The 23,500-nt window shown below is 52.8% G+C and carries 22 protein-coding genes and 1 tRNA gene; 14 read left to right on the forward strand and 9 right to left on the reverse strand.

Annotated elements, in window-relative coordinates; translation table 11 throughout:
* Positions 1-106: 106 nt before the first annotated feature.
* Positions 107-1,855: an acetolactate synthase 3 large subunit gene (locus WNY38_RS12765; protein WP_342857730.1), complete on the forward strand. Its 1,749-nt coding sequence runs from the start codon at positions 107-109 to the stop codon at positions 1,853-1,855.
* 11 nt (positions 1,856-1,866) lie between these two features.
* Positions 1,867-2,433: an acetolactate synthase small subunit gene (ilvN, locus tag WNY38_RS12770; RefSeq protein WP_342857731.1), complete on the forward strand. Its 567-nt coding sequence runs from the start codon at positions 1,867-1,869 to the stop codon at positions 2,431-2,433.
* Positions 2,434-2,521: 88 nt separating this feature from the next.
* Here ilvN and WNY38_RS12775 read toward each other — a convergent pair whose 3' ends face one another.
* Entirely contained in the window at positions 2,522-3,370 is an 849-nt protein-coding gene (locus tag WNY38_RS12775) for a helix-turn-helix transcriptional regulator (protein WP_342857732.1), read from the reverse strand.
* Between the two features lie 263 nt (positions 3,371-3,633).
* Here WNY38_RS12775 and WNY38_RS12780 point away from each other — a divergent pair, with 263 nt between their 5' ends.
* The gene (locus tag WNY38_RS12780; protein ID WP_342857733.1) at positions 3,634-3,909 is read left to right on the forward strand and encodes a hypothetical protein; all 276 of its coding nucleotides are present in this window, start codon (positions 3,634-3,636) and stop codon (positions 3,907-3,909) included.
* A 241-nt stretch (positions 3,910-4,150) separates the two neighbouring features.
* Here the strand turns inward: WNY38_RS12780 and WNY38_RS12785 are convergent, their stop codons facing one another.
* From WNY38_RS12785 to pdxH, 6 genes are all read right to left on the reverse strand, one after another.
* Positions 4,151-4,411, reverse strand: coding sequence for a hypothetical protein (locus tag WNY38_RS12785; protein ID WP_342857734.1), 261 nt, complete (start codon positions 4,409-4,411; stop codon positions 4,151-4,153).
* An 11-nt stretch (positions 4,412-4,422) separates the two neighbouring features.
* Positions 4,423-8,112, reverse strand: coding sequence for a vitamin B12-dependent ribonucleotide reductase (locus tag WNY38_RS12790; protein ID WP_342857735.1), 3,690 nt, complete (start codon positions 8,110-8,112; stop codon positions 4,423-4,425).
* Positions 8,113-9,082: 970 nt separating this feature from the next.
* Positions 9,083-9,159 (reverse strand) — tRNA-Pro (locus WNY38_RS12795).
* Between the two features lie 41 nt (positions 9,160-9,200).
* Entirely contained in the window at positions 9,201-9,671 is a 471-nt protein-coding gene (locus WNY38_RS12800) for a DUF192 domain-containing protein (protein WP_342857736.1), read from the reverse strand.
* Positions 9,672-9,789: 118 nt separating this feature from the next.
* Complete coding sequence (locus WNY38_RS12805; RefSeq protein ID WP_342857737.1) at positions 9,790-10,371, reverse strand: cold shock domain-containing protein; 582 nt, start codon at positions 10,369-10,371, stop codon at positions 9,790-9,792.
* Between the two features lie 154 nt (positions 10,372-10,525).
* Positions 10,526-11,134 (reverse strand): pyridoxamine 5'-phosphate oxidase, encoded by a 609-nt coding sequence (gene pdxH / locus WNY38_RS12810; protein WP_342857738.1) that lies wholly within the window; start codon positions 11,132-11,134, stop codon positions 10,526-10,528.
* Positions 11,135-11,336: 202 nt separating this feature from the next.
* Between pdxH and fabI the strand changes: the two genes are divergently transcribed.
* From fabI to gpt, 3 genes are all read left to right on the forward strand, one after another.
* Positions 11,337-12,140: an enoyl-ACP reductase FabI gene (fabI, locus tag WNY38_RS12815; RefSeq protein ID WP_342857739.1), complete on the forward strand. Its 804-nt coding sequence runs from the start codon at positions 11,337-11,339 to the stop codon at positions 12,138-12,140.
* Between the two features lie 103 nt (positions 12,141-12,243).
* Entirely contained in the window at positions 12,244-12,870 is a 627-nt protein-coding gene (locus WNY38_RS12820) for a LysE family transporter (protein WP_342857740.1), read from the forward strand.
* Between the two features lie 24 nt (positions 12,871-12,894).
* Positions 12,895-13,398 (forward strand): xanthine phosphoribosyltransferase, encoded by a 504-nt coding sequence (gene gpt / locus WNY38_RS12825; protein ID WP_342857741.1) that lies wholly within the window; start codon positions 12,895-12,897, stop codon positions 13,396-13,398.
* A gap of 119 nt (positions 13,399-13,517) precedes the next feature.
* Here the strand turns inward: gpt and WNY38_RS12830 are convergent, their stop codons facing one another.
* Positions 13,518-13,799 carry a hypothetical protein gene (locus WNY38_RS12830; RefSeq protein ID WP_342857742.1) on the reverse strand — a complete coding sequence of 94 codons (282 nt, stop codon included), beginning with the start codon at positions 13,797-13,799 and terminating at the stop codon, positions 13,518-13,520.
* A 318-nt stretch (positions 13,800-14,117) separates the two neighbouring features.
* On the opposite strand from WNY38_RS12830, the gene WNY38_RS12835 reads away from it, so the two are divergent.
* The 3 genes from WNY38_RS12835 to trpE all read left to right on the forward strand — a co-directional run bounded on the left by WNY38_RS12835 (position 14,118) and on the right by trpE (position 18,786).
* On the forward strand, positions 14,118-15,314 hold the full coding sequence (locus WNY38_RS12835) for an aminotransferase (protein ID WP_342857743.1): 1,197 nt from the start codon (positions 14,118-14,120) through the stop codon (positions 15,312-15,314).
* A gap of 74 nt (positions 15,315-15,388) precedes the next feature.
* Entirely contained in the window at positions 15,389-17,239 is a 1,851-nt protein-coding gene (locus WNY38_RS12840; RefSeq protein ID WP_342857744.1) for a SurA N-terminal domain-containing protein, read from the forward strand.
* A gap of 32 nt (positions 17,240-17,271) precedes the next feature.
* The gene (trpE, locus tag WNY38_RS12845; RefSeq protein WP_342857745.1) at positions 17,272-18,786 is read left to right on the forward strand and encodes an anthranilate synthase component I; all 1,515 of its coding nucleotides are present in this window, start codon (positions 17,272-17,274) and stop codon (positions 18,784-18,786) included.
* Between the two features lie 24 nt (positions 18,787-18,810).
* Here trpE and WNY38_RS12850 read toward each other — a convergent pair whose 3' ends face one another.
* Positions 18,811-19,272, reverse strand: coding sequence for an Lrp/AsnC family transcriptional regulator (locus tag WNY38_RS12850; RefSeq protein ID WP_342857746.1), 462 nt, complete (start codon positions 19,270-19,272; stop codon positions 18,811-18,813).
* A 142-nt stretch (positions 19,273-19,414) separates the two neighbouring features.
* Between WNY38_RS12850 and WNY38_RS12855 the strand changes: the two genes are divergently transcribed.
* The 5 genes from WNY38_RS12855 to WNY38_RS12875 all read left to right on the forward strand — a co-directional run bounded on the left by WNY38_RS12855 (position 19,415) and on the right by WNY38_RS12875 (position 23,496).
* On the forward strand, positions 19,415-19,711 hold the full coding sequence (locus tag WNY38_RS12855; protein WP_342857747.1) for a DUF2849 domain-containing protein: 297 nt from the start codon (positions 19,415-19,417) through the stop codon (positions 19,709-19,711).
* 2 nt (positions 19,712-19,713) lie between these two features.
* On the forward strand, positions 19,714-21,384 hold the full coding sequence (locus WNY38_RS12860; RefSeq protein ID WP_342857748.1) for a nitrite/sulfite reductase: 1,671 nt from the start codon (positions 19,714-19,716) through the stop codon (positions 21,382-21,384).
* Positions 21,374-22,171 carry a phosphoadenylyl-sulfate reductase gene (locus WNY38_RS12865; protein WP_342857749.1) on the forward strand — a complete coding sequence of 266 codons (798 nt, stop codon included), beginning with the start codon at positions 21,374-21,376 and terminating at the stop codon, positions 22,169-22,171. The genes WNY38_RS12860 and WNY38_RS12865 overlap by 11 nt, the downstream gene beginning before the upstream one ends.
* Positions 22,168-22,554, forward strand: a complete 387-nt coding sequence (locus WNY38_RS12870) for a DUF934 domain-containing protein (RefSeq protein ID WP_342857750.1) — start codon at positions 22,168-22,170, stop codon at positions 22,552-22,554. Before WNY38_RS12865 ends, WNY38_RS12870 begins: the two co-directional genes overlap by 4 nt.
* A 108-nt stretch (positions 22,555-22,662) precedes the next feature.
* Entirely contained in the window at positions 22,663-23,496 is an 834-nt protein-coding gene (locus tag WNY38_RS12875) for a ferredoxin--NADP reductase (protein WP_342857751.1), read from the forward strand.
* Positions 23,497-23,500 lie beyond the last annotated feature (4 nt).

Raw genomic sequence — 23,500 nt, forward strand, 5'->3', positions numbered from 1 at the left:
AATACGGGGCGCGGACCAGAACCCACACCGACAAGACACTTCACTGACTAAGCCAGACACTTAGAATGACGAATGCAACGTTAAGACGCGGAATACGGAGAATACGATGACACGGCAAATGACCGGAGCGGAAATGGTAGTTCAAGCCCTGAGAGATCAGGGTGTGGACACAATCTTTGGCTATCCCGGGGGCGCTGTGCTTCCGATTTACGATGCTATTTTTCAGCAAAACGACATCAAACACGTGCTTGTGCGCCACGAACAAGCTGCGATCCACGCAGCCGAAGGCTACGCACGCTCCACTGGCAAAGTTGGAGTCGCGCTGGTGACCTCTGGTCCTGGTGCCACGAATGCTGTGACCGGTTTGACGGACGCTTTGCTCGACTCCATTCCGTTGGTTGTTTTCTCGGGTCAGGTGCCTACATTTATGATCGGCACAGACGGGTTCCAAGAGGCCGACACCGTTGGCATCACCCGTCCTTGCACCAAACACAACTGGTTGGTGAAGGACACGGATGCCTTGGCTGACACCATTCACCAAGCGTTTCATGTTGCGACCTCCGGTCGCCCAGGTCCGGTTTTGATCGATCTGCCCAAAGACGTGCAATTCGCGGATGGCGCTTATGTGAGCCCTGCCAAAGCCCGCGTCAGCCATTACCAACCCAAGAAAAAAGCCCCTATCGAAGACATCAACGATTTGGTTGCGATGATCGAGAAAGCCGAACGCCCCGTGTTCTACACTGGTGGTGGCGTGATCAACTCTGGTCCGGCGGCTTCTCAATTGCTGCGCGAACTTGTTGACGCGACGGGCTTTCCGATCACATCCACCCTGATGGGCCTTGGCTCCTACCCTGCGTCTGGCAAACATTGGCTGGGTATGCTGGGTATGCACGGGCTTTATGAAGCCAACATGGCGATGCACGGCTGTGATTTGATGATCAACATCGGCGCGCGTTTTGATGACCGCATCACCGGCCGCTTGGACGCGTTTTCACCGAATTCCAAAAAGATCCACGTTGATATTGATCCTTCGTCTTTGAACAAGGTGATCCAAGTCGATCTGCCCGTCCTTGGCGATGTGGCGCATGTTTTGGAAGACGTGCTCAAAGTGTGGAAATCACGCGGGCGCAAAACACAAAACATCGGCAAGTGGACCAAAAAAATTGGCGAATGGCGTGACGTACGTTGCCTGTCTTACACCCAAACCGGCTCGATCATTAAGCCGCAACATGCGTTGCAGCGTCTTGAAGAGCTGACCAAAGGCATGGACCGCTACATCACCACAGAAGTGGGTCAGCACCAGATGTGGGCCGCGCAATATTTGAACTTTGAAGACCCCAATCGCTGGATGACATCCGGTGGCTTGGGCACGATGGGCTATGGCTTCCCCGCCTCCATTGGGGTTCAAATGGCGCATCCTGACAGCCTTGTTGTCAACGTGGCGGGCGAAGCGTCATGGTTGATGAACATGCAAGAAATGGGCACAGCGATGCAGTACAACCTGCCTGTTAAACAGTTCATCATGAACAACGAACGTCTGGGCATGGTCCGCCAATGGCAAGAGCTGCTGCACGGCGAACGCTATTCCAGCTCTTGGTCTGAAAGCCTGCCCGATTTCGTAAAATTGGCCGAAGCCTTTGGCGCCAAAGGCATTCGCGTGTCTGACCCCAAAGATTTGGACGATGCGTTGATGGACATGATTAAATATGATGGTCCGGTGATTATGGATTGTTTGGTCGAGAAACATGAAAATTGTTTCCCGATGATTCCATCAGGCAAACCCCACAATGAAATGCTGCTCGGCGATGCGTCCACTGCGGACGCCATCAAATCCGACGGCGCGGTTTTGGTGTAAGGAGAAACCACATGTCTGCACTTCACATCAAAAAAGGCTCAACAAGCCATTCCGCCTACGACTTGCGTGACCCCAATGGCGAGATCATTGAGAAACACACATTGGCCGTCTTGGTCGAAAACGAACCCGGTGTTCTTGCGCGTGTGATCGGTCTGTTTTCCGGCCGTGGATACAATATCGAAAGCCTCACCGTGGCCGAAGTGGACCAAGAGGGTCATCGCTCACGCATAACCATCGTCACGACGGGCACGCCAAATGTGATCATCCAGATCAAAGCCCAATTGGGCCGTATCGTGCCCGTGCATGAAGTGCATGATTTGACGGTTGAGGGCGCGTCAGTTGAGCGCGAACTGGCCTTGTTCAAGGTCAGCGGCACCGGCGACAAACGGATCGAAGCACTACGTTTGGCGGAAATTTTCCGTGCCAATGTTGTTGACAGCACCTTGGCGAGCTTTGTGTTTGAAATGACTGGCACCTCTGAGAAAATCGACGCTTTTGCCGATTTGATGCGGCCTTTGGGTTTGATCGAGATCGCGCGCACAGGTGTGGCAGCCCTTGGACGTGGTGGCAACGCGTAACATAACGCAGTCACTCAAAACTATAAGCTTTAAAAAGGCGCGCACCACACATGTGATGCGCGCCTTTTTGCAGAGACAAGACCAAGCCTTAGACATCCGTTTGCGTAAAATATCCTTGTACGACGGGCTTCATATCTGTGATGCATTTGTAGCCTGTTTGATGCCGAGCAGCGAGCATCGCAGCACGTGTTGGCGTGAGGCGTTCCAACAAAATAAGATCTGTGATCCGCCCAGGGCGCCCCAATCGTATCGTGCTGAGGCATTCGCCAGCATATAGGTTTGAATTGCTCAAATAGCTGTATTCCATGAATGCAAAATGCGAAATGCCCGAAGATGCATCTTGAAGTGCAAAAGAAATACCCGTGGGATGTTGATATATTTCGCCGATACAGCGGCGATCTTTCAGCTTCAATGAAAGACCCAAAGCCTGCGCTAAGTCGCGCGGCATGATCACAGTCAGGACCATTTTTCCATCAGATCGCACCACGCTTGAGGCCATACTGACAGAAAGTAACTCGTTATTTAGAAACGAGCGCCGATAAAGCAAACAGGCTCCCAGCGGCATGCGCGCGTAATCTATTGCGGGAACTGCCCGCGCTTGGTCAGACCGATCTTTGCCAATTTGATCAAGCGGCACCAGACCGAAGTCTTGCTTCGTTTCATCCGATATCATTTTTATCGGTTCAAGCAAGATCCGCGCATCAACACCAAAAAAACGACAAATGTGATCCAAGACATCAGGTCGCGGAAACGCCTCACCACCCAGATATCTGTTAAATTGCGTACGGTTGATTCCAAGATCTCGACACAACCTTGCAACGGATGGGGCACCTGCGCTTAAGGCACGTAGATTTGAACCAAAGATCGCGCGCAACTGCATTGGATCAGTACGCTGTCTTGATGCATTCGACAGCTTGTCATGTGTCTTGTCAGGCATAATATGCCCTCCACTGCTAAAAACGCTTTCCGAGCCGTCAACTGACGCGGGTACGACTAACCTATAGTCAAAAAGTCTTTTCCCAATAAATTCACCTTACGGCAACTTTGGAAAAGATCAAGAATGACATGCGCAATGGCCCAAACTGACGCCAAACAGCGTCAACTGTCGTTGCGGCAAGATACATTTTGGGTCATTTTGTGCACCGTTGGCGTATGCGAAACTTGGTGCAGTATTTTGCGTAACGTATTGGAACACAGTGTATGTATGGATTAATTCTTTGGTATGATCCCGAAAAAAACAAAGCCATCGTGTGGTGCGACGACAGCGATAAATTAGCATATGCATCGTCCACAGATATAACACTTGGCGCAACAGAGACACTTGAAGTTGGCGATTTGGTCACCTTTGACATCGTCACATTCGGCGAATTTCGTGGTTGTATAAATCTCAAACTTGTCGAAGCACAGAATGCACCAGAAATTTCCAGATCGCTGCTGGCCAGCGCACCCCAGAAAATGCGCGCCATCAGAGCCTAGCTGGCACCCTTTAAAAAAAATCAAAAAAAGGGGGACCTTTCGGCCCCCCTGAGGTTCGCTGATCAGGCTCATCATTGATTACTGCCCTATAGTGTTTTTGCCTGTGGCCTGATCGACGCCGGGAGCGAACGCATCCGCTCCGGAAACTGGGGGCAAGTGACCCTATGATGGGGGCGGTCAATTAAGTCCGAAAATCCCCCACCTTGCTGTGCCATCAACAGACGGCACAGCGAATTTCATATCAGTGCAGCACGCGTCCTGCGCTGCTGTTCACTGCAAAGACAGCCGTGCAGCCATCAATACCGTCGGACTGAAAGTCTTGGACAGAATAGGTCACCGACATCGCAGGAAATCCCATGATTGAAACGGTATGGCTGCCGGCAAAAGCATCTGCCAATGTCGCCTCAACACCCGCGGCAAAATTTGCCTCGATGGTGTTGCCACGCATTTGCACACGATCGGCAACACAGTGTTGTCCAGCGATATCAAAAACCAATTCCATCATCATATTCCTTAGCTACAGCCCGAGGTGCCGCCGCACGTATTGCATTTCATACAGGTGCCGTTGCGCACCAGTGTGTAGTTGCCGCATTCGCCACATGGATCGCCTTCATACCCCTGCATCTTCGCCTTAGAGCGCAGATCAAGCGACGTGGCACTCACTGTGCCCGAAGACATAGCGGTGCTTGAAGCTGGCGATGTTGTCACCTCTGGCACCAAAGTGCTGAGCGCCACATTTGGATTAATGGAGTTGTCAAACGCAGCAATCCCTGCCCCGCCTTGCAGCACGACCAATTCTTGTGGCATGCGTTTGCGCAAGTAACCGGTCGAGGAGATCTGTTTGAGCACCTCAATCGATTTTGCAGAGGCATTCTCAGATGGAGAGCGCACGTTGGACACACCCTCTTCTTCGCCACGTCCCAGATCGTCAAAGGCATGGCCTTCGGGTTTCACATGGGCCAAATCGGTGCGATCCAAGTAAGACACAGCCAATTCGCGGAAGATGTAGTCCAAAATCGACGTCGCGTTTTTGATGCTGTCGTTGCCCTGCACCATGCCAGCTGGCTCGAATTTGGTGAAGGTGAAGGCATCAACGAACTCTTCTAACGGCACGCCATATTGCAGACCAACAGAGATCGCGATGGCAAAATTGTTCATCATCGCGCGGAAGCCAGCGCCTTCTTTGTGCATATCGATGAAAATCTCACCGAGGTTGCCGTCTTGGTATTCACCGGTGCGCAGGTACACTTTGTGTCCGCCAACAACGGCCTTCTGCGTGTAGCCTTTGCGACGCTGTGGCAATTTTTCACGACCACGCGCGATTTCTTTGATGATCACTTTTTCGATGATCTTTTCAGCCAAAACAGCCGCTTTTTCTTGGACAGATCCAGAGGCCAGAATTTCTTCGGCTTCCTCGTCATCCTCAATCAAAGCGGCGGCCAAAGGCTGGGACAGTTTCGATCCATCACGGTAGAGCGCATTGGCTTTGATACCCAAAGACCAAGACAGCTCATAAGCCGCAAGACAGTCTTCAATCGTGCCGTCATTGGCCATATTGATGGTTTTGGAAATCGCGCCAGAGATAAAGGACTGCGCGGCAGCCATCATGGTGATATGGCTATTAACCGACAGATATCGCTTACCTTTTTTACCGCAGGCATTGGCACAATCAAAGATGCTGTAATGCTCTTGTTTCAAATGCGGCGCGCCTTCCAAGGTCATCGTCCCGCACACATGGTCATTGGCCGCGTCGATCTCGGCCTTGCTAAACCCAAGCGAGCGCAGCAAGTCGAAAGACGGATCATTGAGTTTTGCCGCAGGAATACCCAGCGTACCGGTGCAGAAATCTTCGCCCAAGGTCCATTGGTTGAACACGAACCGGATGTCAAAAGCGGATGGCAAAGCGGCTTCGATTTTGTTGATCTGCTCTTTGCCGAACCCGTGACCAATCAAAGACGTGTGGTTGATACCAGGCGCGTTGCCGATGGACCCATGCCCAACCGCGTAGGACACGATTTCTTCGACCTCATTTGACGCATAGCCTTGTTTGGCCAAAGCGGCAGGCACGGACCGGTTGATGATTTTAAAGTAACCACCGCCAGCGAGCTTTTTGAATTTCACCAAGGCGAAATCTGGCTCGATGCCTGTGGTGTCACAATCCATCACCAAACCGATGGTGCCGGTTGGCGCAATCACTGACACCTGCGCGTTGCGAAAGCCGTTCTTGGCCCCAAGCTCAAGCGCCTCGTCCCAAGACATCTTGGCCAGCTCGATCAAAGACGCGTCGGGGCAATTGGCGTGATCCAATGGCACAGGCTTGATGTCCAAACCTTCATAACCAGTGGATTTTCCGTAAGCCGCCGTGCGGTGATTGCGGATGACCCGCAGCATGTGCTCGCGGTTTTTCTCGAACTTCGCAAAGGCTCCAAGCTCGCCGGCAATCTCAGCCGAAGTGGCATAAGATACACCGGTCATGATCGCAGTCAAAGCGCCAGTGAGCGCGCGGCCTTCATATGAATCGTAGCCATAGCCCATGTTCATCAACAACCCGCCGATATTGGCATAGCCAAGACCCAGCGTGCGGAAATCATAGGAACGCTGCGCGATCTCTTTGGATGGGAACTGCGCCATCATCACAGAAATCTCAAGCGTCAGCGTCCACAGGCGTGTGGCGTGCATGTAGCTTTCCGCATCAAACCGATCATTTTTAAGGAATGTCAAAAGGTTCATCGAGGCCAAGTTACAGGCCGTGTCATCCAAGAACATGTACTCAGAACACGGGTTTGATCCACGGATCGCGCCGTCGGTCGGGCAAGTGTGCCAAGCGTTGACTGTGTCGTGGAACTGGATGCCCGGATCAGCACAGGCCCAAGCCGCGTGACCGACGTCTTGCCACAGGTCCCGTGCGCGCACTGTTTTGGCGATTGAACCATCCGTGCGGCGGATCAATTCCCAATCGCTGTCTTCTTTGACAGCTTTCAAGAACGCATCCGTGACCCGCACAGAGTTGTTCGAGTTTTGACCAGACACTGACGCGTAGGCCTCAGAATCCCAATCCGTGTCATATGTCGGAAATTCGATTTTAGCGTAGCCCTGTTTGGCATAGTCCAAAACACGTTTGACGTAAGTCTCTGGAATAAAAACTTTCTTCGCGTCTTTGATCGCCGCTTTCAACGCAGGATTTTTCGCAGGGGTAAAGGCGTCTTCCTCGGCGCCATCCCATGTTCCAATCGCGTCGAAAATCTCGTTCAACTGACGCTCGTGCATTTTAGAGCCAGCAACGATGGACGCCACTTTTTGCTCTTCGATGACCTTCCAGTTGATGAATTCTTCCACATCGGGGTGGTCCATGTCACAGATGACCATCTTGGCCGCCCGACGCGTTGTGCCGCCTGATTTGATCGCCCCTGCCGCACGGTCACCGATTTTCAGGAACCCCATCAAGCCAGAGGACTTGCCGCCGCCTGAGAGCTTCTCGTCAGAGCCACGCAGGGATGAAAAGTTGGTGCCAGTGCCAGAGCCGTATTTGAACAAGCGCGCTTCACGCACCCAAAGATCCATAATGCCGCCATCGCCGACCAGATCGTCGGACACGGATTGAATGAAACAGGCATGTGGCTGTGGGTGCTCGTAGGCAGAGGTGGAGCGCGTCAGAACGCCAGTCTCATGGTCCACATAGTGGTGGCCTTGGCCCGGCCCGTCGATGCCGTAAGCCCAGTGCAGGCCTGTGTTGAACCACTGCGGAGAGTTCGGCGCGGCCATTTGGCCTGCCAACATGTAACGCATTTCGTCGAAGTAAGCCTTGGCGTCGTCTTCACTCGTGAAGTAACCGCCCTTCCAGCCCCAATACGTCCATGCGCCCGCCAAACGGTCGAACACCTGCTTGGCCGAGGTTTCGCCACCAAAGCGCGCGCTTTCTGGCAATTTCGCAAGGGCATCCTCATCGGGCGCAGATTTCCACAAGAACGAAGGCACGCCTTTTTCTTTGATCCGCTTCAATGCTGCAGGCACGCCCGCTTTGCGAAAGTATTTTTGCGCAATAACGTCTGAGGCCACTTGGCTCCAGCTGGCTGGGATTTCACAATCATCAAGTTTGAACACAACGGTACCGTCTGGGTTTCGGATTTCCGAAGACGTCTTTTGAAATGCCATGTCGGCATATGCGTCAGATCCAGATTTGGTGAATTTGCGTTCGATTTTCATGAATAACTACCCCGTGTTCGACTTACTGTTTTACGCGTCACCAGCGCCTTTTGAGCGCGTGTGCATCGGGCCTTTTGGCCCTGAATTTGATACCGTAGAGCTATAGCAGCTCGATCTGCCGTCGATTGGAAACACACAGGCCAAAAGCATCAGGGAAACATCGCGAAAATCGGCAAAGCGATCACGCGCTGGAAATGCGGATATCGCAAACCCAGTCAAAGGCCCAAGCCTTTGGGTATTATGTCCGAGTATCGTCCAATACGCCTAAATCTTTGACTGTACCTATTTCAATGCGCCACGGATCGTGAACCCCACCGTATAGATTATCGTTTCAAAGATACGTCTGATCGCCTCTTGTCCTTGACCGCCTTTGAGCCACTAAATGTAGTACCTCACCAACCGACTAACACAATGTGCAGCGTTATACCCCGTTCGGTCAACGTCAAAATTATCACTTGGGTAACCACTTTCTTATTGACGGATTTCACCCACAGGGCGCGCCGATTCGTAACTGCCTGCGTTAATACAAATCTCTTTTATTTCTAAAGCTTTGCCGACACCGCTTAACCAATTGACTGAATGCTTGTGGATAAGTGCATGGGATAAAAAAAGGATAGCTGGGGTCAAAACAACCATATGTTGTAAAATCCACCTACACACTACATGTGGTAGCCATATGTGGTGAGGGCGGCGCTGCAAGACCCTGAATTTCCTAGAATTACGGGAAAAACGAGCATTTATCACCCAAAACCCAGCCATTTTTTTGCGGTTCTCGAAACCAGACCCCCACAACCTTAAATTGAATGATTTTTGCCGAATCGAAGATTCGAAATGTAACGATTCTTTGACGGTCACAGAGATAGGGCGCCAGCTATGACCACAGCATATGGTGTGGACCGAGGCCCAAAACGCAAAAAGCGCCTTGAACCACTATGGGCCAATGCGCTTTGCATATCGTGTAATTAGTAAATGGTCGGGACGGCAAGATTCGAACTTGCGGCCTACGGTACCCAAAACCGTCGCGCTACCAGGCTGCGCTACGCCCCGACTGAGGGTTCTATAAGGGCCCTGTTCAGGGATGAAAACCCCTATTTCGCATCACAGGGCAAAGAAGTGTAAAAATCGTAAGCTGGGTGCAAAAGCACGTCGCCAATTTCGATGCTTTTGGCCTTAGAAACACCGGCATTTAGCTCCAAAACAGAAAAAATGGCCTCTCCCCCAAAAATTGCAGTTTCATCATAAGGAATCGCATTTTCATGAATCGAGACGATGACGCCGCGCTCATCTGTGAAAATCATATCGAGGGGAATCAACGTGTTCTTCATCCAAAAGCTCACAGGCCGCGGATCGGGATAGACAAAAAGCATGCCTGCATCCTCATCCATCGCCTCAACGAACATCAGCCCACGGGCCCGTTCTGGCCCATCATCAGCCACTTCGACATAAAACACATGTGAGCCGCCGCCTTGGGTCTGTATGACAACTTGATCGTCGGGGCATGACAGAGCCTCTGCCCGCTCTGTACTGGCCGCAGTCACGGTCAAGACAGCAAGACACATACAAGCCGACACGGGCCTGAAAGACGTCAACGTCACACGGTGGTGTTTGAGCCAGCTACGCGCCGACCGTACAAAAAGAAGGGCCGCACAACGTGCAGCCCCTTTATGTCTATCAAATCTATTCAGCATCGGCGTGTAACTGCTGCGGGACCTCGTCAGTGTAGCCTGCCCCATTATCGTCATCACGTGCGGCCACATCCCAAGCTATAACTTGCGCTGCCATGCGTCCTCTACGTCCATCTATGACACGCAGTGCCACGGCTTCGCCGGGCATAAGATCGGCCAGACCTGAGAGGCGCAAGACTTCGACATGGACAAAGATGTCATCCGATTTGCCAAAGACGTTGGCAAAACCGAATCCTTTTCCTTTGTCGAACCATTTGACCCTTGCAGGCTCAAGCGGCACGTTCAGGTCTGCGTCTTCCAGATGTTCAAGATCTTCCAGAGACGGCCCTAAGGGCGCCAAAGGGGGCTCGATCGACAGAACCTCAATCGCTTGAATGCCCCGATCTGTCTCTTGCACTGTCAGCCGTATATTGGCGGCATCTGCCACGGTGCTTTGGCCAAACACCCGAAGGACATTGGCATGTAACAGAATGTCCGGTCCGCCTTCATCTGAAACGACGAAACCAAAACCTCTTGCGGGGTCGAACCATTTAACCTGTCCGGCAACCGTTTTCTCTAAATTGTTGTCGCTCATATTTCCCATCTCTTTTGAAGGCGCAACAAGCGCTCTTCAAATACTTGGGGCACTAGCCCCTCATCCCATCGATAACGTGCGGCAAACTGCGCTGAGGATCAAGGTGGGAACGACCTGTCTTTTTATGCAAACAGGCGCATTACCTTACGTCAACTTAAGGGTTCAGCCTCGAAATTGACCAAGGTGCGCCTTGTGACGCCCGCGTCCAGCGGAATCGATCATGCAAACGAAAGTCGCCAGCCGCCCAAAATTCAATTTCAACTGGCAGGATACGGTAGCCACCCCAAAACGGTGGTCGCTTGGGGTTTGGGCCATGTTTCAAGCCTTCTTTAGCGACAGCTTCCATTAAGGACCCTTTCGATGACAAGGGGCGCGATTGTGCGGAAGCCCAAGCACCAATACGACTGCCAAGGGCGCGCGATTTATAGTAGGTGTCAGAGGCCTCGTCACTTTCACGCACAATCGTTCCGCGCACCCGAATTTGACGTTGTAAGCTCTTCCAATGCATCACAAAGGCTGCTTTTCCAGCTGCTTCAACTTCATTGGCCTTGGCGCTTTCATAATTTGTGAAAAACACAAAAGCGTCTGCTTCAATCGATTTGAGAAGAACCATACGTGCGTTGGGCATGCCATCTGCATCCACTGTCGACAAAGCGATAGCATTGGGGTCGTTCACTTCAGTGACGGTGGCCTCATCAAGCCAAGCACGCGCGATATCGAACGGGTTATCGCCTTTGAAAATACCACTGCGTTTGACATCCATGCGCTGATCTCCTTTGCATTACACGTATGAAATACCGTGTCGCCCCTGCCCCAACAAGGGGATCGATCAAGGCCGGAAGAAATAGAACATACTTAAACGCACATATATATGTCAGTGATGTGACAAAACCACAGGCTTGATAGCGCAGGCCAAACCGCATAAAGCCTATACCCAACGCAGCATATAGGTGGGAGAACCGACCATGACAAAACTTATGGACGGAAAACGTGGTCTGATTATGGGCCTCGCCAATGATAAATCAATCGCTTGGGGCATTGCCAAAGCACTGGCAGAACATGGCGCTGAATTGTGTTTTTCATACCAAGGGGAACAACTCAAAAAACGTGTTGATCCGCTGGCCGAAAAACTTGGCTCTGATTTTGTCGTCCCTTGTGATGTGTCTGACGGCGCCTCAGTGGATGCACTTTTTGCGCAGATCGAAGAAAAATGGGGCAAAATCGACTTTGTCGTGCACGCCATCGGTTTTTCAGACAAAGGCGAATTGCGTGGGCGTTACGTTGACACCACCCGCGACAACTTCAATCTGACCATGGATATCTCTGTCTATTCCTTCACGGCTGTTGCTCAGCGCGCTGCGAAGTTGATGACAGATGGCGGCTCTATGCTGACCATGACCTATTATGGTGCAGAACGCGTGATGCCGCATTACAATGTGATGGGTGTTGCCAAAGCCGCTTTGGAAGCTTCCGTGCGCTACTTGGCCGAAGATTTGGGCAAAGACGGCATTCGTGTCAATTCCATTTCTGCGGGTCCGATCAAAACGCTCGCGGCCTCTGGCATTGGCGATTTCCGCTACATTATGAAATGGAACGAATACAATTCACCGCTGCGTCGCAATGTGACCATCGATGATGTGGGCGGATCTGCTTTGTACCTCTTGTCCGACTTGGGATCAGGCGTCACAGGCGAAACACATCACGTTGATGCAGGCTACCACGTTGTGGGCATGAAAGCCGTCGACGCGCCTGACATCACCAAGGGCTAGACCCTAGCCGACTATATAGAGCGAAACGGGGGCCTTGTGCCCTCGTTTTCATTGCCCCCCAAAGCTCGAACCCCCAAACAACAGCCCAAAATCGGAGTGCGCCGTGTCGCTCACAATTTTCCTTTCAATCCTAGCATTGCATTTGGTGGCAGCGATTTCGCCTGGGCCCTCTTTTGTCGTGTCTGTGCGCACAGCTGCCTCGGAAGGGTTTCGCCCCGCCGCAGGTTTGGCTGCCGCTTTCGGATTGGGGGCCATCATTTGGGCCTTAGCGGCCCTGTTCGGATTGGCGTTGATTTTCGAGCTTCTGCCCACAGCTTATTTGGGCTTTAAAATCGCAGGCGGTTTGTTTCTAACTTGGGTGGGGATCAAGACGATCTTGCACGCGAAAGACCCACTGCCCACTGCCAGCCTTACAGTCACCGATATCGCCGCACCGCGCACCATCGCCAGCGCCGTACGATTGGGGCTTTTGACGCAATTGGCCAATCCAAAGCCCGCTATTTTCTTTGGTGCTGTCTTTGCTGGGCTTATTCCACCTGAAACATCCGTTTTCACGCTGGCAGCGTTGCTATTTTTGGTCTTTATTAACGAAACTATGTGGTATCTGTTTGTAGCTGCGGTGTTTTCGCGCAAAAAGGCACGAGACCTTTATGCACGGGCCAAGCTCTGGACCGACCGCGTACTTGGTGGCATGATTGCCCTCTTTGGACTCAAGATTGCCGCAGGTTAGCGGCGCGAAGCGAAAGATTGACCTATGACAGACCGCCTGCCCCACGAAAAAGGATTCCACATCTCTTGGGATCAAATTCACCGCGACAGCCGCGCTTTGGCATGGCGCTTGGATGGTAAAGGTCCAGACGGTGGCGCATGGCGCGCTGTTGTCGCCATCACCCGTGGGGGTATGGCTCCAGCGATGATCATTGCGCGCGAGTTGGACATTCGCACAGTCGATACGATTTCGGTCAAATCGTATGACCACCAATCCCAGGGCTCGGCCCAGATTCTGAAGGCACCGGATAGCGACATGATGGGCGATGGCACGGGTATTTTGGTCATTGATGACCTTGTGGACAGCGGCAAGACCCTTGAATTGGTCCGCGAGCTGTATCCGAATGCGCATTTTGCGACTGTCTATGCCAAACCCCAAGGTCGGCCTCAGGTGGACACGTTCATCACTGAAGTCTCGCAAGACACTTGGATCTTTTTCCCGTGGGATATGGCGCTGCAATATGTTCAGCCCTACCGCGGTAAAGACTAATTTAGACCTAACTAATTTAGACCTAAGCGTCACAAAATTTAGAACGCCCCTCAAGGGCGTTTTAAAATCACGCGACTTTGAGCAGCGCCCATTATAGAGGCTGAGATACTCAGTTCAGGTTAAGCAGCACTCAGGCCAGCGTTGTCAAACTGGCCAGCGCCTTTTGCCCTCGCGATTGCGGCCAATGCAGTCTCTGCGCTCGACAATGGATCAAAAGCGCTGGCGACATGCTCCACAGCCGCACAGGCCGTTCGAATAAGAAACGCACTTTGTCGCGGCGTGATATCATATGACCCATCGCGGACCTCATCTAAGAGAGCCTCCATCAAGGTAAATTCATGGGCTTTTGCGTAAGCCAGCGCGAATTCTAGTTTCTCGATCAATTGAATTGTAAGCATCATGGACCTCATTAAGCTCGATAAAAAATTTTAATTGGTCGCCGCCTCAAAACACGTGCCGGCAACATATTGATCATCACTCAAATAAGCCTCCGAAAAGTTAACGTCATGCTATCAACTACGCCTCGAAACATTCAAATTGATCATGCGATCAAATTTACGCCGCATCCGTTTGCAATTGCTGCGAAAATGAGCGTGAATTAAATTGCGAACACTGCGGTAGTTTGATCTACATTGGAGCAATTGAAAATCCACTTTTAGAGCATTAGCTGTTGGCTAGTGCAATCGCCCCCCTAAAGACACGCCGTCAAAGGACAAGCTATGTCATCCTCCTTGCCTCTGCCACTATCCGCTCTCATGCAAAACACGATGGCGCCGCCGATTATGGAAGCCGCGGGTTGGCTAGAGGGCGTCTTGTTCCCCGCAGACAAGCCCTTGATCAACCTGTCGCAGGCGGCACCCACACAGGCCCCGCCCCTTGCGTTGCGTCGTGAAATGGCGCGGATCGCTGTCGAGGACGATACAGCGCATCACTACGGCCCCGTTTTGGGCTTGCCAGAATTGCGCAGTGAAATTGCCATGCAGTGGAGCGATAAATATCACGGCCAAATCACAGCTGATGACGTGGCCATCACATCAGGCTGCAACCAAGCGTTTACAGCTGTGATGTCGACGCTGTGCGCGGCAGGCGACGAGATCATTTTGCCCACGCCTTGGTATTTCAATCACAAAATGTGGGCCGATATGAATGGCGTTTCAGTCGCCCCCTTGATGACAGGACCAGATTTACTGCCCGATTTGGAATCTGCAGCAAAACTGATCACCCCGCGCACCCGCGCCATCGTTTTGGTCAGCCCCAACAATCCTAGCGGCGTCGAATACCCAGCCGAGCTGATCACGCAGTTTTACGCGCTTGCCAAGGCCCGTCGGATCGCTTTGGTCATCGATGAAACCTATCGTGATTTTGACGCGCGTGACGGCGTACCGCATTATCTGTTCCAACAATCCGATTGGCGCGACACCGTTGTACAACTCTATTCCTTTTCTAAGGTCTACCGCATGATGGGGCACCGCGTAGGCGCGATTGTCGCCAACCCTGCGCGGCTGGTGCAGGTTGAAAAATATTTAGACACAGTCACCATTTGCCCCAATCAATTGGCGCAAAAAACAGCCCTTTGGGCAATGCAAAATCTGTCCGATTGGGTTGCTGCTGAACGCGCTGAAATTCTCGCGCGGCGTGCAGCTATTGAAGACGGCTTCAAAGCAATGTCAGACAAAGGCTGGCGTTTGCGTGGATGCGGCGCGTATTTTGCCTATGTCGAACACCCTTTCGATATGCCGTCGTCACAGCTTGCCCCTTGGTTGGTCAAAAACGCATCTTTCTTGGTCTTACCCGGCACGATGTTTATGCCAAAGGGACATAAGGACGGCGAGAAACACCTGCGTATCGCCTTTGCCAATGCCGATCTAACGCAAATCTCGCAGCTTTTTGAACGTCTGGCACAAATTGAGCCCTAAAGTGTCCCGATCTGCCTTGCGAGCAGCCGCCGAACCTCCTAGACATTTCGCAGTTTGATGGGAGACAGATCGACATGGCGAGCAAAAACGGTGCAGGCAAGAAAATGGTTGTCTGGGGTATCCTCGGTCTTTTGGTCGTAGGTCTTGGCGGATTTGGTACGGCCAACTTTGGCGGCTCGGTCAGCAATGTAGGTTCTGTCGGAGATAAAGATATCGATGTGAACACCTACGCCAACGCGTTGTCTGGCGAGATCAGCCGCTTTGAGCAGCAAATCGGTCAGCAGATGTCGATTGCACAAGCTGAGCAAATTGGCATCCCTGCCCGCGTTTTGAACCAATTGTTCAACCAAGCGGCGCTTGACGGCGAAACGGCGCGCCTTGGCCTGTCAGTTGGCGACGCTGCTGTGCGCACACAGCTTTTGTCCATCCCAGCGTTTCAAGGCTTGGACGGCACCTTTGACGCCGACACTTACAAAGCGTCCTTGAGCCGTATTGGTGAAAACCCATCGTCATTCGAAGAGGGGCTGCGCGAAGATTTGGCACGGACCTTGCTGCAAGGCGCTTTGACCACAGGCGTGACCATGCCAGACATTTACGGCGATGTTGTTGTCGAATGGATTGGCGAACGTCGCACAATTTCAGTCGCGACCATGGGCGATGAGGCCCTGTCGACCGGCGTGCCTGTGCCAACAGAGGCAGACATTAACGCCCAATATGAGGCCACGCCCGACGCCTATACAGCGCCCGAAACACGCAATGTGACTTATGTCTGGCTCACACCAGCTATGATCAGCGACGAGGTTGAGCTGGATGAAGCCAGCCTGCGTCAACTGTACGACGACAACATTGGTCAATTCGTGCAAGCCGAGCGTCGCTTGGTCGAACGTCTGGTCTTTGGCACCCTTGAGGAAGCGACTGCTGCCTCAGCGCGCTTGACAGCTGGCGAGACCACATATGAAGACGAAATCGCCTCGCGCGGCTTGGACATCGTCGATGCAGACATGGGTGATGTTGCGCTGAGCGACCTTGGGGCTGCAGGTGACGCTGTCTTCGCACTTGATGTCTCTGGCGTCTCTGATGTGATCAATACCGATATCGGCCCTGCAATTTTCCGAGTGAACGGCATCTTGGAAGCTTCTGAGATATCCTTTGAAGATGCCCGCGCAGACCTGTCGGTCGAGATGGCCGCCGACGCCGCGCGCCGCGATATTTCCGACATGATCGAAGACCTTGATGACCTTTTGGCCTCAGGTGCGACCCTTGAAGAAGTCGCCTCTGAAACCCGCATGGAGCAAGGCGAACTGGGTTGGACCACGGCATCAGAAGACGGCATCGCGTCCTATTCTGCTTTTGTCACAGCTGTCAGAGCCGCCCAAGTGGGCGATTTCCCTGAAATCGTTGAACTGTCAGACGGCGGTATCTTTGCCATGCGCCTCGATTCTGTGACCCCAGCCACGCTCAGCCCGCTTGAGGACGTGCGTGATCAAGTCGCAGCCGATTGGGAAGTTGCCGAAACGGCTCGTCAAATGTTGGTGCGTGCGCAAGATCTGGAAAGCAAAGTCGCCTCGGGCACGCCGCTTGCCGACCTAGGCCTGCCGATTGAAACGTTTGAGGCCATCACGCGCCAAGACTTCATCTCAACAATGCCCGAAGGCTTTATCGACGTGGTGTTCGCGCCAGGTCTGGCCGCGGGAGCCACAACATTGATCGAAGGCGACGGACGCGTTGTAATCGCAATGATTGATGCGGTCTTGCCGCCTGAGAACACCGCTGACAACACTGCCATCGCTGACAGCTACATCGCCTCGGCTGCGCAAGGCGCTGCACAAGACGTGATCGCGGCCTTCTCAAGTGCGCTTCGCACACGTGAAGGGATCTCCATCAACCAAACAGCGGTTGATGCGGTTCACATCCAGCTGCCGTAAGACACTAAAAACAAAATAAAAGGTCATACCAAATGGCAAAAATCATCCCCTCGTTTGACGCCTTTGATGCCGCTTACGCGGCGGGTGAAAACCAAGTGGTCTACGCCAAAGTGGCTGCCGATTTGGACACGCCTGTGTCAATCATGCTCAAACTGGCGGGCGCGCGTGCGGATAGTTTTATCCTAGAATCAGTGACCGGTGGCGAAGTGCGTGGTCGTCATTCCATCATCGGTATGAAACCCGATCTGGTTTGGAAATGTGATGGCACGACAGCGCAGATCAACCGCGATGCGCGCTTTGATTCCACTGCCTTTACGCCTGAGACAGCTGATCCATTGACGTCTTTGCGGGCCTTGATCGCGGAAAGCAAAATCGATCTGCCAGCTGAACTGCCGTCCCCTTCTGCGGGGCTGTTTGGCTATCTTGGCTACGACATGATCCGTCATGTCGAACACCTGCCCAATGTGAACCCTGATCCCATCGGCACCCCAGATGCGCTGATGATGCGCCCCACTGTTGTGGCGGTGCTTGATGGCGTCAAAGGCGAAGTCACCGTGGTCTCGCCTGCTTGGGTGAAATCCGGCCAGTCGTCCCGCGCAGCATACGCCCAAGCGGCAGAGCGCGTCATGGATGCGCTGCGCGATTTGGAACGTGCGCCAGAAGGCACCTCGCACGATTTAGGTGAAAGCTTTGAAGCCCCTGAGGCCGTGTCGAACTTCACCCATGAAGGCTATAAGCAAGCCGTTGATAAGGCGAAAGACTACATAAAAGCGGGTGACATCTTTCAGGTTGTCCCTTCGCAGCGTTGGACCCAAGACTTCCCGCTGCCCCCATTCGCGCTTTATCGTTCTTTGCGCCGCACCAATCCGTCGCCCTATATGTTCTTTTTCAACTTTGGCGGCTTTCAAATCATCGGCGCATCGCCTGAGATTTTGGTGCAGGTTAAAGAAGGTACAGTGACCATTCGCCCCATCGCGGGCACCCGCAAACGCGGCGCCACGCCTGCGGAAGATACAGCGCTTGAGCTTGATTTACTCGCGGATAAAAAGGAACTGGCAGAGCATTTGATGCTGCTAGACTTGGGCCGTAATGATACCGGCAAGGTGTCAAAGATCGGCACCGTCCATCCCACCGAAGAGTTCACCATCGAACGCTACAGCCACGTGATGCACATCGTGTCAAACGTCGTGGGCGAACTGTCTGACGATCACGATGCGTTGTCAGCTTTGCTAGCAGGATTACCTGCGGGCACCGTTTCTGGGGCGCCAAAAGTGCGCGCAATGGAAATCATCGACGAGCTTGAGCCTGAAAAACGCGGCGTCTATGGCGGCGGTGTTGGGTATTTCTCATCTGGCGGCGATATGGACATCTGTATCGCGCTGCGCACTGGCGTGTTGAAAGACAAGAAGCTGTACATCCAAGCGGGCGGTGGTGTTGTCTATGACAGTGACCCACAGCTTGAATTCGAGGAAACGGTCAACAAATCCAACGCCCTGCGCATGGCGGCACGCGATGCTGGGATGTTCGCCAAGGCTGGAAACTCCTGAATGCCACGCATCTCGGCCCCTTGCCTAAAGCGGCAATTCGGTGGTCGATTTGATTTGTTCCATCGAAAGCAATGCGGTGACGTTGTAAATGTTCACTTCTTTGATCAGAGCCTGATAAAACGCGTCATAGGCCTTGGCGTTTGAAACACGCACCTTGAGAATATAGTCAATTTCGCCGGCCAAACGGTGCGCCTCCAAAACTTCGGGGCGACGTTTAAGCACCTGCAGGAATTTTTCCTGCCAATCCGCCTCGTGCGCGTTGGTTTTCACCAAAACAAAGAAGCACGCCTCAAGCCCAAGTGCCTCAGGGTCAAGGATGACCGTCTGCTGACCAATGACGCCGTTTTCGCGCATTTTACGGATGCGATTCCACACTGGCGTCTTAGAAGACCCCACTTTTCGAGCGATTTCGTCCAAAGATTGGCTTGCGTCGACCTGCAACTCGCCCAAAATTTTCCGATCCATTGCATCCAATTGGACTGCCATTTCGGTTTTCTCCTTATTTGTGGAACCAGCACCCTGTGCAGCCCGTGGAATGGAACAAACATCCTTATTCCTCAGACCCTATAGCAGTTTCATAGGACAATGTTCTAAATAAGAAGAGAAATTACACAAGTCTGGATCGCACATGGCCCGCCCTTTTACGCCCAAGATTGTCACCGCAAACGCCCTTCTTGAAGGGGACGTTATCTATTTGTCTGAAACTGGCACTTGGGTGCGCGCTTTAAGCGATGCTGCATTGTTTGACACGCAAGACAACGCAGAAGAGCGCCTTGCCTTTGCTGCCAAAGACGGTTTTGCCGTTGGCGCATATCTTGTTGATGCGGTTGCAGGCGAGAACGGTCCAGAACCAACGCATTTTCGTGAAGATTTCCGTCGCACCGGACCTTCCAACCACAATCACGGCAAACAGGCGGAGCTTTAAACATGTATTCCTACAATGATTTTGACGAAGCTTTCGTACGCGAACGCGTGGCACAGTTCACTGGCCAAGTGGCGCGCCGCATTGATGGCTCTTTGACCGAAGAAGAATTCCGCCCTTTGCGCTTGATGAATGGATTGTACTTGCAGTTGCACGCCTACATGCTGCGCGTTGCTATCCCTTATGGCACGTTGAATCCTGATCAAATGGATCAGCTGGCGATGATTGCGGAAAAGTTCGACAAGGGTTACGGCCACTTCACCACGCGTCAAAACATTCAATACAACTGGCCAAAATTGCCAGATGTGCCGGCCATTCTTGAAGCGCTGGCCGATGTTGAAATGCACGCCATTCAGACCTCGGGCAACACCATTCGTAACGTGACCGCTGACCACTTTGCTGGGGCGGCTGCTGATGAAGCCTTTGATCCGCGTCCCGTGGCTGAGCTTATTCGCCAATGGTCCACGGACCACCCAGAGTTCCAGTTCTTGCCACGCAAGTTCAAGGTTGCCGTGACAGGTGCCGCGCATGACCGTGCTGTCGTGCGGGCCCATGACATTGGCATCGTTTTGAAAGAACAAAACGGCGTCAAAGGTGCTGAAGTGATCGTAGGCGGCGGCTTGGGCCGCACGCCGATGGTTGGCAAAACCTTGTCCGACTTTGTGCCCCTCAACGATCTGCTGCCCTACATCGAGGCGACAGTGTCCGTTTGGAACCTTTTGGGGCGTCGCGACAACAAATACAAAGCGCGGATCAAAATCACAGTTCACGAGCACGGTTTGGAAGACATTCGTGCCCGTGTCGAAGAACGTTTTGCGCAAATCAAGCCAACTTTCGGCGGCATTGATATGGAGATGCTCGCTCAGATCGAAGAATTCTTTGTTTCTCCAATTTTTGCGAACAAACCTGTGGATGCCTACACCCGTGCCTATGAAAACGATCCTGTTTTCCGGTCATGGGCTGACACCAACTTGGCAGACCACAAGAACGCTGATTACGCGATTGTCACTGTGTCGTTGAAGAAACCGGGGGCAACACCTGGTGATGCATCAGCGGACCAAATGCGGTCTTTGGCGCAGCTGGCACGCGACTATGCGCACGATGAATTGCGCATCTCGCACGAGCAAAATGTGATCTTGCCGCATGTGCACAAATCGAACCTGCCTGCTGTGCATGCCGTTTTAAAGGCCAATGAGCTGGCGACGGCCAATGTGGGCCTTATCTCTGATATCATCGCCTGCCCCGGCATGGATTACTGTGCGTTGGCAACGGCGCGCTCTATCCCTGTCGCGCAAGGCATCGCCACACGTTTTGAAGAGTTGAAGCTTGAGCAAGACATCGGCGAACTGAAGATCAAAATTTCGGGCTGCATCAACGCCTGTGGCCACCACCATGTGGGGCACATCGGCATTTTGGGCTTGGATCGCGCTGGCGTCGAAAACTATCAAATCACCCTTGGCGGTGATGGCACTGAGACCACAGTGATTGGCGATCGCACGGGACCGGGTTTCGCCTATGACGACATCATTCCTGCGATTGAACGTTTGATATACGCCTATTTGGATCTGCGTTTTGATGCCGATGAAACATTCTTGGCGACCTACCGTCGTTTGGGCATGGCTCCGTTCAAAGAGGCGCTGTATCCGGCCAAAGAGGGCCAAGCTGATGCCGCATGAGGCCACGCGGCTAAGGGAAGAATTCGGCACGGTGGATGAACGTGTGGCGCGCTTGAATGCGCGCTACAAAAACCATTCCGCAACATCCGTGCTGGAACTGGCTTTGCGTGACGCAGAGTTGGGCCGAATTGCTTTGGTCTCTTCCTTTGGTGCTGAATCAGTGGTTCTGTTGCACATGATTTCGGTGATCAAGCCCACAACGCCCGTGGTGTTCATCGACACGCAAATGTTGTTCCAAGAGACCATCGATTACCAACTGGAGCTGATCGAGAAACTCGATTTACGTGATGTGCGCCGCATTCAGCCCAAACCTGCGGCTGTGGCAAGGATTGACCCCGACGGGACACTCAATCAACGCGACACAGATGCTTGCTGTAACTTGCGCAAAACCGTGCCTTTGCAGGAAGCGATGGACGGCTATGACGCGTGGATCACAGGCCGCAAACGCTTTCAGGCGGGATCACGCGCGGCACTGGATTTTTTCGAGAACGAGCTTAATACACGGATTAAAATCAATCCTTTGGCCCATTGGGCGCCTGAGGATGTCAAAGACTATATGATCAACAACCGCCTGCCCCGTCACCCGCTTGTGGCCAAGGGCTACCCGTCGATTGGCTGTGCGCCTTGCACATCACCGGTGAAAGACGGCGAAGACCCCCGTGCGGGACGGTGGCGTGGTCAGGAAAAAATTGAATGTGGCATTCACTTCGTGGATGGCAAAATGGTGCGCGGCCCGCTGCCCAAAACGGACAGCGTGGCAGACACCAAAAAAGGAGACGCAGCATGAGCGTGATTGTACAAGACAGCGGCTTTGTGGCTGAAGATTTCACTGGTGAGTGGCTTGATTTGCCCTCTGACACCGATCCGTCAACTTTGGCGCAATTCTCAGGCGTCGCGTCGATCCGCATTGATTTCCCTGCCTTTTCGGATGGGCGCGGGTTCACCTTGGCCAAATTGTTGCGCCTTGCGGGCTTTAAAGGCCGTTTGCGTGCCAATGGTCATGTGATTGCAGACCAATATGCCATGGCGCGCCGCTCTGGCTTTGACGAAGTGTCCATTTCCGATGATTTGGCAGCCCGCCAACCTGCAGATCAATGGTTGGCCCGCGCAGATTGGCAAGCGCATGATTATCAAGCGCGTCTACGTGCCGCTGCCAAAACCAGCGAATGAGACGGTCAAGGCAGTGGCGTCATGACGCCTTTCCTTGGACAGAAATCAAAGTTATATGGGCATAACTTATTATAGAGGGCCCGACAGACATGGGCATTGAGTGATCAAATGACAGACCAAACAGCTGTAACAGACAAACCCAAAGCGGTTCCAACCTTGCCAAACGCGGCGAAAGTGACCGCAGTGACCCATTGGACGGACCGTTTGTTTTCGTTCAAAGTTGAGCGTCCGCAGACCTTGCGCTTTCGCTCTGGTGAGTTCGTGATGATCGGACTGATGGGCGATCCTGATCCGGCCACAGGCAAGCAAAAACCGCTTTTGCGTGCTTACTCAATCGCCTCCCCCTCTTGGGATGAAGAGCTTGAATTCTATTCGATCAAGGTGCCTGATGGCCCGCTGACCTCGCGTTTGCAGCACATCAAGGTGGGCGACGAAATTATTTTGCGCCCTAAACCTGTTGGCACGCTGGTCACTGACGCGATTTTGCCAGGAAAGCGTTTGTGGATGTTCGCAACAGGCACAGGCGTCGCGCCATTTGCATCACTGATGCGCGAACCAGAAGTGTATGAAAAATACGACGAAGTCATTTTGATGCACACTTGTCGCGAAGTTGGTGAGTTGGAATACGGGCGCAAGCTTGTAGAGCACATCAAATCCGACGAGATGATGTCGGAAATCGAAGCGGGTAAGCTGCGGTATTATCCGACCACAACCCGTGAAGAGTTCCATCACATGGGCCGCGTCACCGACAACCTGACCTCAGGCAAAGTGTTCAAAGATTTGGGCGTGCCACCGCTGAACCCTGAAACAGATCGCGGCATGGTTTGTGGCAACTTGGCATTCAACAAAGACATTATGGCCATTCTGGATGGCTTTGGCCTGCGCGAAGGTGCCAACTCTGAGCCGAAAGAATATGTGGTTGAAAAAGCCTTTGTAGACTAGAAAT

This window comes from Pacificibacter sp. AS14 (genome assembly GCF_038899935.1).
Lineage (GTDB): Bacteria > Pseudomonadota > Alphaproteobacteria > Rhodobacterales > Rhodobacteraceae > Celeribacter.